Origin of the sequence: Achromobacter sp. NPDC058515 (genome assembly GCF_042721735.1) — a bacterium.
GTDB lineage: Bacteria > Pseudomonadota > Gammaproteobacteria > Burkholderiales > Burkholderiaceae_B > Achromobacter.
In genome coordinates, this window is sequence record NZ_JBHXNI010000015.1 from 147,281 (window position 1) to 160,238 (window position 12,958).

General features: G+C 67.8%; 11 protein-coding genes. 4 read left to right on the forward strand and 7 right to left on the reverse strand.

Annotated elements, in window-relative coordinates; translation table 11 throughout:
• Nucleotides 1-89: 89 nt before the first annotated feature.
• The 4 genes from ACFWP0_RS23360 to hisD form a co-directional block, all read right to left on the reverse strand.
• Nucleotides 90-638, reverse strand: a complete 549-nt coding sequence (locus tag ACFWP0_RS23360) for a cupin domain-containing protein (protein WP_377846116.1) — start codon at nt 636-638, stop codon at nt 90-92.
• Between the two features lie 71 nt (nt 639-709).
• Nucleotides 710-2,215 carry a M81 family metallopeptidase gene (locus ACFWP0_RS23365; protein WP_377846117.1) on the reverse strand — a complete coding sequence of 502 codons (1,506 nt, stop codon included), beginning with the start codon at nt 2,213-2,215 and terminating at the stop codon, nt 710-712.
• A gap of 40 nt (nt 2,216-2,255) precedes the next feature.
• Nucleotides 2,256-3,230 (reverse strand): Bug family tripartite tricarboxylate transporter substrate binding protein, encoded by a 975-nt coding sequence (locus ACFWP0_RS23370; protein ID WP_377846119.1) that lies wholly within the window; start codon nt 3,228-3,230, stop codon nt 2,256-2,258.
• A gap of 74 nt (nt 3,231-3,304) precedes the next feature.
• On the reverse strand, nt 3,305-4,567 hold the full coding sequence (gene hisD, locus ACFWP0_RS23375) for a histidinol dehydrogenase (RefSeq protein WP_377846121.1): 1,263 nt from the start codon (nt 4,565-4,567) through the stop codon (nt 3,305-3,307).
• 332 nt (nt 4,568-4,899) lie between these two features.
• Here hisD and ACFWP0_RS23380 point away from each other — a divergent pair, with 332 nt between their 5' ends.
• Complete coding sequence (locus tag ACFWP0_RS23380; RefSeq protein ID WP_377846123.1) at nt 4,900-5,667, forward strand: crotonase/enoyl-CoA hydratase family protein; 768 nt, start codon at nt 4,900-4,902, stop codon at nt 5,665-5,667.
• Between the two features lie 83 nt (nt 5,668-5,750).
• Nucleotides 5,751-7,274 (forward strand): fumarate hydratase, encoded by a 1,524-nt coding sequence (locus ACFWP0_RS23385; protein WP_377846125.1) that lies wholly within the window; start codon nt 5,751-5,753, stop codon nt 7,272-7,274.
• Between the two features lie 59 nt (nt 7,275-7,333).
• Here the strand turns inward: ACFWP0_RS23385 and ACFWP0_RS23390 are convergent, their stop codons facing one another.
• Genes ACFWP0_RS23390 through ACFWP0_RS23400 form a run of 3 tightly spaced genes read right to left on the reverse strand, consistent with a single transcriptional unit; the run spans nt 7,334 to nt 10,348 of the window.
• Nucleotides 7,334-8,569, reverse strand: a complete 1,236-nt coding sequence (locus tag ACFWP0_RS23390) for a CaiB/BaiF CoA transferase family protein (protein WP_377846127.1) — start codon at nt 8,567-8,569, stop codon at nt 7,334-7,336.
• The gene (locus tag ACFWP0_RS23395) at nt 8,566-9,426 is read right to left on the reverse strand and encodes a MaoC/PaaZ C-terminal domain-containing protein (RefSeq protein ID WP_377846129.1); all 861 of its coding nucleotides are present in this window, start codon (nt 9,424-9,426) and stop codon (nt 8,566-8,568) included. The genes ACFWP0_RS23390 and ACFWP0_RS23395 overlap by 4 nt, the downstream gene beginning before the upstream one ends.
• Before the next feature lie 7 nt (nt 9,427-9,433).
• Nucleotides 9,434-10,348, reverse strand: a complete 915-nt coding sequence (locus ACFWP0_RS23400) for an SDR family NAD(P)-dependent oxidoreductase (protein WP_377846130.1) — start codon at nt 10,346-10,348, stop codon at nt 9,434-9,436.
• 149 nt (nt 10,349-10,497) lie between these two features.
• On the opposite strand from ACFWP0_RS23400, the gene ACFWP0_RS23405 reads away from it, so the two are divergent.
• Nucleotides 10,498-11,397 carry a LysR substrate-binding domain-containing protein gene (locus ACFWP0_RS23405; RefSeq protein ID WP_377846131.1) on the forward strand — a complete coding sequence of 300 codons (900 nt, stop codon included), beginning with the start codon at nt 10,498-10,500 and terminating at the stop codon, nt 11,395-11,397.
• Between the two features lie 169 nt (nt 11,398-11,566).
• Nucleotides 11,567-12,562 carry a tripartite tricarboxylate transporter substrate binding protein gene (locus ACFWP0_RS23410; protein WP_377846133.1) on the forward strand — a complete coding sequence of 332 codons (996 nt, stop codon included), beginning with the start codon at nt 11,567-11,569 and terminating at the stop codon, nt 12,560-12,562.
• The last annotated feature ends 396 nt before the right edge of the window (nt 12,563-12,958 follow it).

Below are 12,958 nucleotides of genomic sequence, written 5' to 3' on the forward strand. Positions count from 1 at the left end.
TCTTGGAATTCGGCCGCCGGGCAAGGGCTGCCCTGGGCGTGGGAAACCTGGCATTTTAACTGGCCCCGGGCGGCGCGTCCCGAAGGGGCCTAGTAGGTCGGGGGCGTGACCGCGCTGACGATTTCGCTGGGGCCGTCGTGGACGTTGCGAAAGCGGTGCGGCACCCGGCTGTCGAAGTAGTAGGAGTCGCCCGCCTGCAGCACCCGGGTTTTGTCCCCCACGGTGACCTCCACCGCCCCGGCCAGCACCAGCCCGGCCTCCTGGGCCGGGTGGCTGAACAGCTCGCCGGTGTCGGCCCCGGGCAGGTAGCGTTCCTGCATCATCAGCATGGCCCGGTTGGCGAAGCGGCTTCCTATCATGCGGTAGGAAATGGCATTGGGATTGCCGATCTCCGGCAGGTCCTCGGGCGTGTAGAAGGGCGATTCGGCGACCAGCAGCCGGCTGTTCGAGAAAAATCCGACGATGGTGGTGCCCAGGGCGTCCAGCACCGCCGCCAGCGTGTCGAGCGACGGACTGATCTTGTCGCGCTCGATCAGCGAGATCGATGCGTGCGATACGCCCGAGCGCTGGGCGACTTCGCGTATGCCCAGGCCGCGGCGGCGGCGTAATTCCCTGATGTCTGCGCCGATTCTCGGCATCGTGTCTCCTCCCTCGCGGACCGGTCACCGGACCGGCGGTCGTTCCGCCATGCAGGATACACGAGCGGCGGTCACCCGGCGGCAGTCCGTGGCGGGCGGAGTTCGGTTATTCGGGGACGGTACGCGGGGGCGTCGAGCGGGTAGAGCGGCCTGGCCAGGTCGAAGGGCAGCCGCTCGGGGTGGTAGCCGGTCAGTCCGGGCGTTTCGGCGCAAGCGCAGTCGCCCATGTCGGCGAAGGCCAGCTTGAAGTGATAGCCGGACTTCACCACGATCAGGTCCACGGCGTCCAGGTCGATGCCGGCATCCAGGTAGCAGCCCGGGTCCTGCGACATGACCGCGTCCTGCGTGATCAGCAGGTCGTAGCGGTCGTTGTGAAGCACGGCATGGGGCCCCAGCCGCAGCGTGGCGCCGCGCATGAACGCGCCGCGGTTGCGGAAGACGCCGTTGCCCAGGGCGGCGACCCGGCCGGACACGGCCAGGGGCTGGCAATCCACGCTGTAGAGTCCGCCGGCCCGCAGGTTCACCTGAGCGCCCGCGCCCGCCTGCTGGCACAGGCGCAACGCGGCGGGATCGGTGACGATGGCGGCGATGCGCCCCGGGGTCAGGGCGAGCGCGCGCTGGAGCACATGCAGGCTGTCGCCCGGCCCGCCCGCCAGCACGCGGTCGCCGAAGTCGCCGACGATCAGCCTGCGGGAAGATCCCGCGTGGCGTGCAAGCAGCGCGTCGACGTCCGGCAGGTCGTGGACAAAGTCCCCGCGCGCGTCCCACAGGGCCTGGGCGAGCTCCGTGGCGATCGCCCGCGCCCGGGGCAGCCCGGCGGCGGTCCGCGCATACGCCAGGACGGTCTGCCCGACGCCCGCGCCGTCGATGAAAGGGTTGACGTTGAAGATGGAGACGTCCAGGACGTCTGCGGCCTGCGCGGCCGCCAGGGCCCGCGCATGCAGCTGCGCGAGCGGACCGTGCGAGGTTTCGTCGTTGCCCCGGGTCAGCATCGGCACCAGGACGCTGACCCCCGCGGGACGCTGGCCGGTGTCCAGCATGTGCAGCAGCTGCCCGGCCACCCGCAGCCCCGTCTCGGCGGCGTCGGCATGCGGATTGGTCTTGTAGGCCGAGGCGAAGTCCAGTTGACCCAGCAGGGCGGGCACGGCATGAGCATGCAGGTCGAACCCGGCGACGATGGGCATGTCGGGCCCGACGATGGCGCGCAGCCCGGCCAGGAGATCGGCTTCCGCGCTGTCCAGGCCGACGGTCTGCATGCATCCGTGCAGGCATAGCGCGATCGCGTCGAAACCGCCCGCCGATGCCCCTTCCAGGATGCCTTCGCGCAGCACCGCGTAGGCGCTGTCTTCGACCCGGCCGCCGGGCCGGGCGCGCGCGGCGAGCGTCGGAACGGCTTCGCAGCCATGCGCCTGCAGCGCGCGCAGGATGCCCCCCAGCACCGAGTCGGCGCCGGCGTTGGCGCTCAGCATCGCCCGGCCCCGTTCGATCTCGAACGCCGACAAGGGGGTGTTCACCGGGGTGAAGCCGTGCGTTTCCTGGAATAGTTGTCCCACCAGGATGCGGTAGCGGGCAGGCATGTATGTGTCTCCGAATGGCGGGCCGTCCCGGCCCGGGAATCTACTTCAGGCTGATGTTGGCGCGTTGCGCCGTCGCGCGCTGCTTGTCGATCTCGGCCTTGAGTTGGGCGGCGAACTCCGCGGGCGGATTGCCCACCGGCACCGCCGAGAATCCCGCCAGCTTTTCCTTCACGTCCGGCATGGCGAGAACCTCGGCCACCGCCTGGTAGAGCTGCTGCACGACGGCGGGCGGCGTGTTCCTGGGGGCCACCAGGCCAAACCACGATGCATCGTTGACCTCGGGGATGCCCGCCTCGGCGAACGTCGGCACATCGGGCAGGGCCTCGATGCGCTGCGGGTAGGCGACCGCCAGCGCCTTCAGGTCGCCGCTGCGGATGAAGGGCAGCGACGAAGGCAGATTGTCGAACACCGCGGCGATCTGGCCGCCCAGGGCATCCTGCAGCGCGGGGCTGGAGCCCCGGTATGGCACGTGCATCATCTCGGTGCCCGTGCTGAGCTTGAAGAGCTCGCCCATCATGTTGGCCTCGGAGCCCGCGCCGGCGGAACCATAGGTATAGGCGTTGGGCTTGCTCTTGAGCAGCTTGACGAAGGAGGCCATGTCGGTGGCCGGCACCGCGGGGCCGATGGTCAGGACGTTGGGCACCGAAGCGAGCTTGGTGATCGGCGCCAGGTCGCGCGTCACGTCGTACGAGATGTTGTCGTAGACGACAGGGGTCACCGCGTGCGAACTGACCGTGGCGATGCCCAGGGTGTAGCCGTCGGGGTCGGCGCGGATGACGTACTCGCTGCCGATCCGGCCGGCCGCGCCATTGCGGTTTTCCACGACGACGGTCTGCTTGAGCAGCTTGCCCAGCGGATCGGCGATGGTGCGCGCCAGCACGTCCGTGGTGCCGCCGGGCGGGAAGGCCACGACCAGCTTGATCGGCCGCGATGGATAGGGTTGCTGGGCCTGGGCGGGCGCCGTCAGGCCGGCGCCCAAGACCGCCAGCGCGCTGATGATGATGCCGAGTTTCATTGTTTTTTCCCCTGTTGGACGATTCGTTGGAATGGGCGGCCGCCGAGCGGTCCGGGCTCGGCGGCGCCTCGGGTTCAACCCATGCGCAGCGCGGCGGCGCGGCGGTGTCCTTCCATGCCTTCGGTGCGGCTCTGGCGCTCCGCCGGCGGCGCCACGGCGGCGACGCCTCGCGGATCAAGCCACTGGTGCGTGCAGATCTTCAGGAACGATCCGACCCACAGCCCTCCGGTGTACCGGCCCGCCCGCATCGTGGGCAGGGTGTGGTTCGTGCCGCAGCATTTGTCCGAGTACACCACGCTGGCCAGCGTGCCGATGAACAGCGAGCCGTAGTTGCGCAGTTTGGCGGCCGTGGCTTGCGGATCGCGCGTATGGACCTGCAGGTGCTCCGCGGCCACGAAGTCGGAGTAGGCCAGCATCGCGGCCTCGTCCGCGCAAAGCACGATCTCGCCATAGTCGGACCAGGCGCGCGCGGCCACGGGCGCGGTGGACAGGTCCAGCAACTGGCGCTCGACGGCGCGCAGCGTGTCGCGCGCCAGCTGCTCGCTGGTGGTGATCAGCCCGACCCGGGTGCGCACGTCGTGCTCGGCCTGGGCCAGCAGGTCGGTGGCGATCATTTCCGCGTCGCCGGTTTCGTCCGCGACCACGAAGATCTCGCTCGGGCCCGCCAGCTGGTCTATGCCCACTTCGCCAAACACCTGCCGCTTGGCTTCGTTGACGTAGGCGTTGCCGGGGCCGACGATCTTGTCCACCGCCGGAATGGATTCGGTGCCGCAGGCCATGGCGGCGATAGCCTGGGCGCCGCCCACCAGGAAGATGCGGTCCGCGCCGGACAGGTGGCAGCCGGCGATCATGGCCGGGTGGGCGCCCGGCGGCAGGCAGGCGATGACTTCATCGCAGCCCGCGACCTTGGCGGGGACGATCGTCATGACGGGCGCCGACAGGATCGGATAGCGGCCGCCGGGCACGTACGCGCCGATGCGCTGCACCGGAATGACGCGGTGCCCCAGGTGCAGCCCGGGCAGCGTCTCGATTTCCAGAGGCAGCACCGTCGCCAGCTGGGCCTCGGCGAAGGCGCGGACGCGCTCGATGGCGAACTCGGTGTCCTGGCGGGTCTGCTCGTCCAGGTCGGCGACGGCCTGCAGCCGCGCCTCAAGCGAGACCTCCAGCGCGGGCGTGTCCTTGCCGTCGAATTTCAGGGAGTACTCGCGGACCGCGGCGTCGCCGCGGGCGCGCACCTGCGCAATGATCTCGCGCACCGTATCCTCGATGGCGCTGGCGCTGTCCTCGGCGCGGGCCGCGGGCGACTTGATGTAGTTCAGATGGGTTGTTGCGGGCATGGAAGGCTCTTCGTGATGGAAGCGTTGCGGGTGGAGGCCACTATAAGAGCGGCCCCGGGTCTTGTTTCATGCCCGCGGCGGGGTGGTCACTATATTGACCGGCGCGGCGGTCCCCGGGGATGCGCCGCCAGGCCAGGAACCCCCGCCGCGCGGCCCGCAGCCGGCGCCCAAGGCCCCCCGCCGCGCGCCCCGGGGAGGCCGGGGGTGGTGAATATACTGATCAGGAGGGCGCGGCAGCGCCCGCCGCCCATTGGTCGTATGATTCCGTTCTGACCCAGTCTTATATAAAACCCGGAACCCGATTCCGAGAAATTCCCGGAAGGAGCAGCCCCATGTCCGACCTGATCAAGGTAGAAGTCACCGACGGCATCCAGATCATCACGATCAACCGTCCCGAGGCCAAGAACGCCATCAACCTGGAAACCGCCGTGGCCATGGCCGCCGCGCTGGACCAGCTGGACAGCCGCGACGACGTCCGCATCGGCATCCTGACGGGCGGCGGCGGCACGTTTTCGTCGGGCATGGACCTGAAGGCCTTCGCCAAGTCGGGTCAGCGTCCGTACGTGGAAGGCCGCGGCTTCGCCGGCCTGAACGAAAGGCCGCCCAAGAAGCCGCTGATCGCCGCGGTCGAGGGCTACGCCCTGGCAGGCGGCTGCGAAATGGCGCTGGCCTCCGACCTGATCGTGGCCGCCAGCAACGCCAAGTTCGGCCTGCCCGAAGTCAAGCGCGGCCTGGTGGCCGGCGCCGGCGGCCTGCTGCGCCTGCCGCGCCGCCTGCCGTACCATATCGCCATGGAAGTCATCCTGACGGGCGAGATGCTGAGCGCCGAGCGCGCCCATGCCTTCGGCCTGGTCAACCGCCTGACCGAACCGGGCGGCGCCCTGGCCGGCGCGCTGGAGCTGGCGCGCGCCATCGTCGAGAACGGCCCGATGGCCGTGCAGACCGCCAAGAGCATCGTGGCGCAATCCGGCGACTGGGAGCAGGAAGGCATGTTCGACCGCCAGCGCCCGCTGATCGCGCACATCTTTACGTCTGCTGACGCCAAGGAAGGCGCCACCGCCTTTGCCGAGAAGCGCAAGCCCGTCTGGCAAGGCAAATAAAATAGGCTGTACACAAGCGCGCGGCCGGTGTTGCCGGCCGCGTTTTCACGTTTTCATGTTTTCCATCCAGACCGCAGATCGCCATGTCCGTCATCATTAAAGAAGAAGACTTCATCCAGTCGATAGCCGATGGCATTCAGTTCATCAGCTACTACCACCCCGTCGATTACATCCGCCACCTGGCGCGCGCCTACGAGCGCGAGGAAAGCCCTGCCGCGCGCGACGCGATGGCGCAGATCCTGACCAACTCGCGCATGTGCGCCGAGGGCAAGCGTCCGCTGTGCCAGGACACCGGCATCGTCAACGTCTTCCTGAAGATCGGCATGAGCGTGCGCTTTGACACCAAGCGCACCCTGCAAGAGCTTTGCGACGAAGGCGTGCGCCGCGGCTACCTGAATCCCGACAATCCCCTGCGCGCCTCGGTGCTGGACGACCCGCTGTTCGCGCGCAAGAACACGCGCGACAACACGCCCTGTATCCTGCACGTCGAGCTTGTCCAGGGCGACAAGGTCGACGTGCAGCTCGCCTCGAAGGGCGGCGGTTCGGAAAACAAGTCCAAGTTCGCCATGCTGAACCCCAGCGATTCGCTGGTGGACTGGGTGCTCAAGACCGTTCCGACGATGGGCGCCGGCTGGTGCCCCCCGGGCATGCTGGGCATCGGCGTCGGCGGCACCGCCGAGAAAGCCATGCTGATGGCCAAGCAGTCGCTGATGGAAGACATCGACATGTACGAACTGCTGGCCCGCGGCCCGCAGAACAAGCTGGAAGAGCTGCGCATCGAACTGTACGAGAAGGTCAACGCGCTGGGTATCGGCGCGCAGGGCCTGGGCGGCCTGACCACCGTGCTGGACGTCAAGATCAGCACCTTCCCGACGCACGCGGCTTCCAAGCCCGTGGCCATGATCCCGAACTGCGCGGCCACCCGCCACGCGCACTTCGAACTCGACGGTTCCGGCCCCGCGCGCCTGGATCCGCCCTCGCTGTCCGAATGGCCGGAAGTGCACTGGGCGCCGGACTACAACAAGTCCAAGCAGGTCGACCTGAACACCCTGACCCGCGAGGAAGTCGCCAGCTGGACGCCGGGCCAGACCCTGCTGCTGTCGGGCAAGATGTTGACCGGCCGCGACGCCGCGCACAAGCGCATCCAGGACATGCTGGCCAAGGGCGAGCCGCTGCCCGTGGACTTCACCAACCGCGTGATCTATTACGTGGGCCCGGTGGATCCGGTGGGCGACGAAGTGGTCGGCCCCGCCGGCCCCACCACCGCCACCCGCATGGACAAGTTCACCGACATGATGCTGGAGAAGACGGGCCTGATCTCGATGATCGGCAAGTCGGAACGCGGCCCCGTCGCCATCGAGGCCATCAAGAAGCACGGGTCGGCCTACCTGATGGCCGTGGGCGGCGCGGCTTACCTGGTGTCCAAGGCGATTCGCGGGGCCAAGGTGCTGGGCTTCGCGGACCTGGGCATGGAAGCCATTTACGAGTTCGACGTGAAGGACATGCCGGTGACCGTGGCGGTTGACGCCAAGGGCACCTCGGTCCATACGACCGGACCCAGGGAATGGCAGGCGAAGATCGGGAAGATCCCGGTTGCCGTCGCCTAAGTGAAAAGAAATTGGCCGCTGGAATCAGCGGCCAATTTTTTTGCCTGGCAGGGCGCCGGCTACGAGGGCTCCGCCGTGCTCGCCTTGAATGAAACGATCGCCTCCGCGGACTTCCCCAGCACGTCGCGCAACACTTCTTCCGTGTGCTCGCCCAGCAGCGGCGGCGCGCGCCGATACAAGACGGGCGAGGCCGAGAACCGCAGCGGGCTGGCCGTGACCGGCGCCACGCCGCCCGCCGGATGCGGCATGTCGCGCCGCAACTGCCGCGCATGCGCCTGCGGATGCGCGAACGCCTGCGCGATGTCGTTGATGGGTCCGCAAGGCACGCCCACGGCTTCCAGCCTGGCGATCCATTCGTCGCGCCTGCCTTCCTGCATGATGGCCGCCAGGATGCCGATCAGCAGTTCGCGGTTCGCGACGCGCAGCCGGTTGGTGGCAAAGCGCGGATCGTCGCCCAGTTCCGGCGCGCCGATGGCGCGGCAGTAGGCGCGGTACTGCGATTCGTTGCCCGTGGCCACGATCAGGTGGCCGTCGCTGGCGGCGAACACCTGGTAGGGCACCACGTTCTGGTGCGCGTTGCCGGCACGCGTGGGGGCCACGCCGGAATTGAAGTAGTTGGAGTTCTGGTTGGCCAGCAGCGCCACATGGCTGTCCAGCAAGGCGATGTCCAGGTGCTGGCCCAGGCCGCTGCGGTGGCGCTCCTGCAAGGCCGCCAGCACCGCGACGGTGGCATACATGCCCGTGACGATATCGGTGACGGCCACGCCGGCCTTCTGCGGTCCGCCGCCGGGCAGGTCGTCGCGTTCGCCGGTAATGCTCATCAGGCCGCCCATGCCCTGGATCATGAAGTCGTACCCGGGGCGCTGCGCGAACGGCCCGTCCTGGCCGAAGCCGGTGACCGAGCAGTAGATCAGCTTCGGGTTGACGGCGCGCAGGCTGTCGTAGTCCAGCCCGTACTTGGCCAGACCGCCCACCTTGAAGTTCTCGACCAGGATGTCGCTGACCGCGGCCAGTTCGCGGATCAGCGCCGCGCCTTCGGGGGTGGCCATGTCGGCCTCGACCGAGCGCTTGTTGCGGTTGGCGCTGAGGTAGTAGGCGGATTCGTTGGTGTCCCGGCCGTCGCCGTCCTTCAGGAACGGCGGCCCCCAGGCGCGCGTGTCGTCGCCCACGCGGGGGCGCTCGATCTTGATGACGTCGGCGCCCAGGTCGGCCAAGTTCTGCGTGCACCAGGGGCCGGCCAGGATGCGCGACAGGTCCAGCACGCGGATGCCGTCAAGCGGAGGCGGCCGCGTCATGATTGCACCGTGGCGGTGCCGTGGCTCATGACGACGATGCCGCGTTCCTTGGCGCGGGCGATGAAGCGGATCTGGCCGTCCGGCATGCGCCACATGTCGCACTGCAGCGTCTCGCCGGGATACACCGGCGCCGAAAAGCGCGTGTTCAGGCTGGTGAGGCGCGCGGCGTCGTAGTCGCAGAAGGTCTTGACGATGGCGTGGGCCGCCACGCCGTACGAGCACAGCCCGTGCAGGATGGGGCGGGGATAGCCCGCCTGGCGCGCGACCTCGGGATCGGCGTGCAGCGGGTTGCGGTCGGCGTTCAGCCGGTACAGCAGCGCCGCGCTGGGCGGTATGCGCAGTTCGCAGCGCAGTTCCGGGTCGCCGTCGGGCGCGGCGGGCAGGGATTCGGGGCTGGCGTCGCCTTGCCCGAAGCCGCCGTCGCCGCGGCAGAACGTGCTTTGTTGCAAGGTGGCCAGGCATGCGCCGTCCTCGCCGTGCAGCGTGCGTTCGGTGACGACGATGGCGCCCTTGTCCGCGCCCTTGTCGATCACGTGCGTGTTGCGGCTCTTGCCGGTGACGAAGCCCGAGGCCGGCAGGGGAGCATGCAGCGTCAGCCGCTGTTCCCCATGCACCACCTTCACCCAGTCGATGCCCGCACGTGGATCGCTGACCCAGAAGCCGGGGTAGCCGAGGATCACGCCCATGGTCGGAAACGCCTGCAGGCCTTTCTCGTACACGTAGCGCAGCTGGCCCGCGTCTTCGGGGTCCTGGCCCAGGCCGATGCCCAGGGCGTACAGCATGGTGTCTTTCTGGTCGTAGCGCTGACGCACATCGTCAAAGCGCCAGTTCTTCACGGTTGCGTAGTCCAACGGCATGGCGGTCTCAGATGGGGTCCCAGTCGATGACGTCGGGCGAACGCTCCAACGCATAGAAGTGCTTGCGCATGGCAGGCACCGCGATCTCGGCGATGCGCTCCGGCGTCCAGCCTTCGCTGTGGTGCACGGTGCGCAATGGCCGCGGCTGGCTCATCAGCATGATCTCGTTGGCGCGCACCGCAAAGATCTGCGCGGTGATCTCGCTGGCCGCGTCGCTGGCCAGGTAGACGGCCATGGGCGCGACCTTGCCGGCTTCCATCTTCTTGAGTTTCTCGACGCGGGCCTTCTCGTCATCGGTTTGCGCCGGGATCGAGCTGGTCATGCGGCTCCATGCGAAGGGAGCGATGCAATTGGACCGCACGTTGTAGCGCGCCATGTCCAGGGCGATGGATTTGGACAAGGCCACGATGCCGAGCTTGGCGGCCGCGTAATTGGCCTGGCCGAAGTTGCCGATCAGTCCGGACGTGGACGTCATGTGCACGAAGGCGCCGGACTCCTGCTCGCGGAAATAGGGCGCCGCGGCGCGGCTCATGAAGAACGAGCCGTTCAGATGCACGTCGATCACCTGACGCCATTCCTCTTCGCTCATCTTGTGGAAAACCCGGTCGCGCAAGTTGCCCGCGTTGTTGATGACGGCGTCGATCCGGCCGAACGCGTCGATCGCGGTCTGCACGACGCGGCTCGCGCTGTCGTACGCGGCCACGCTGTCGGTGTTGGCCACCGCCAGTCCGCCGGCCTCGGCGATTTCCTTCACCACCGCTTGCGCCGGCCCTTGCGCGCCGCCTTCGCCCGTGAGCGATACGCCGATGTCGTTGACCACGACCTTGGCGCCCGCTTGCGCCATGGCCAGCGCAATGCTGCGGCCGATCCCGCCGCCCGCGCCTGTAACGATCACTACCTTTCCGGAAACGATGCCGCTCATTGAATGTGGCTCCTGTGCTGCGGCGCGCACGCCGTGTGGAAAACAGTTACGGATCAACCCGTCTGGTCGACGGGAATGCACCATGGTAGATTCGACCCGGCATTCGAAGAATTCAAAATTAGAAATGCCCCCCTTCTGCGTGGTGGAACATGAGACATGATCTGACTGACCTGCGTTTGTTTCTGAACGTGGGTGACACCCTCAATCTGACGCGGGCCGCGGAACGCACGTTCCTGTCCTTGCCCGCGGCAAGCGCCCGCGTGAAGCACATGGAAGAGGCCTTCAAGGCCCGGCTGCTGGTGCGCATGGCCACGGGCGTCGCGCTGACGCCGGCGGGCGAGGTGCTGCTCAAGCACGCCAACGCCGTCTTCCGGCAGCTTGAGTGCCTGAACGCCGACCTTCAGCCCTATGCCAGCGGCCTGAAGGGGCGCCTGCGGCTGCTGGCCAACACCACGGCCACCAATTCCTTCCTGGCCGATGCGCTCTCCACGTTCCTCGCGGAAAACCCTGACGTGGACGTGGAGCTGGAAGAGAAGATATCGGGGGACATCGTCATCGCGATACGCGCGGGAGCCGGGGATCTCGGGCTGGTGGCCGGCAACATCGACGTCGAAGGACTGGACGTCACGCCCCTGTTCCGGGACGAGCTCACCGTGGTGACTTCGCTCAGCCATCCGCTCGCCGCCCAGGCATCCGCCCATTTCGTGGACCTGGTCGACGCCTACCAGTTCGTCGGCATCCACCCCGACAGCGCTATCCAGACCTTCCTGGAAGACATCGCCAGCGGCCTGGGCAAGCGCATCTGCCAGCGGGTGCATGTGGGCAGCTTCGAAGCCGTCTGCCGCATGGTGGAGGCGGGCGCGGGCATCGCGGTCGTGCCGCGCGCCTGCGCGGCGCGCTACAGCCGCCCCGACGCCCTGCATGTGCTGAAGCTGGAAGACCAATGGGCCTTGCGCGACCGCCTGCTGTGCCGCCAGCGCGGCCGCGACCTGCCCAGCTTCGCGGAATGCTTCATCGAGCACGTGCAGCGCGCCGCGCGCGGGCAATAGGGCGCGTGGCGCAGTTTGTGTTCGGTCATCGTACGCCGGAGCCTCGCGAAAGAGGGGCTTTTGAAAATGTGTAGCGGCAAATCCGGGCGCTCGGAAAATAATAAATAAGAGCGGCGGGCGGAAGTTCTCAAGCTTGACCGTGAATAACACCAAGATTCCGGAGACAGCAATGATCGATCATCAACGCCGCCGCGTCGTCGCGGGGCTGGGCGCCGCCTGCGCCGCCGCGGCATTGCCCGCGCTCTTTGCGCCGGCCGCGCGGGCCGCCGCCTGGCCCGACCACGCCGTGAACTTCATCGTGCCCTTTCCCGCGGGCGGCCCGGTCGACACCACCGCGCGCTTCACGGCGCAGCCCTTGGGCCAGCTGTGGTCCGTCCCCACCGTCGTCGACAACAAGTCCGGCGCGGGCGGCATCGTCGGCGCGCAGTTCGCGGCCAAGGCCCAGCCCGACGGCTACAACTACTTTTTCGCATCCATCCACCACGCCGTGCTGCCCAGCCTGCGCGACAACCTCAGCTACGACATCGGACTGGACTTCGTGCCGGTCGGCATGGCGGCGGTCTTCCCGATCGTGCTGGTGGTGAACGCGTCGCTGCCGGTGAACACGGTCAGCGAACTCATCGCCTACGCGAAGGAGAATCCCGGCAAGCTGTCGTTCAGCTCGTCCGGCACCGGGGGCGGCACGCATTTGGCCGGGGAGCTCTTCAACGCGATGGCAGGCGTGCGGATCCAGCACATCCCCTACCGCGGCAGCGCGCCCGCCATGCAGGACCTGCTGGGCGGGCAGGTGCAGGTGATGTTCGCCGACGGCCCGTCGGCGGTGCCGCACCTGAAAGGCGGCAAGGTGCGCGCGCTGGGCGTGGGCAACCCCACGCGCTCGAGCATGCTGCCCGACGTGCCGACGATTGCCGAATCCGGCTTGCCGGGCTACGAGGCGTACTCGTGGAGCGGCGTGATGGCGCCCAAGGGCACGCCGGCCGACATCGTGAAACGCGTGAACGCCGACATGGTGAAGGTGCTGTCCGATCCGGCTACAGCGAAGGCGATGATCGCGGCGGGCGCCGAGCCCAAGCCTGGCACGCCGGAACAGTTCGGGGACTTCGTTCGTGGTGAGATCGTGAAGTGGCGGGAGTTGATCAAGACGGCGAATATCAAGCTGGAGTGAGAGTTGAGTTCGGTTGCGGAGACTAGGGGCTGCGTGGATGGGCGTGCGGCGTAGACAACATGTCTTCGTAGATCGCCCACCGCCCGCGCCGCCCATCGGGCACTGGAGTTGAAGTGGCGATTGGCGGCGAGCCGAAATTTTCGGGCTCGTCATTGGTCTGCCGGTCTGCCGGTGTCTGACACCCGTGTGAGACGATCTCCAGCTTGAGCCGCGGTCTCATGGGTGTCAGACACCTAGTTCGCATGGGTGTCTCCGGTCTGCCGGTGTCTGACACCCGTGTGAGACGATCTCCAGCTTGAGTCGCGGTCTCATGGGTGTCAGACACCTGGTTCGCATGGGTGTCTCCGGTCTGCCGGTGTCTGACACCCGTGTGAGACGATCTCCAGCTTGAGCTGC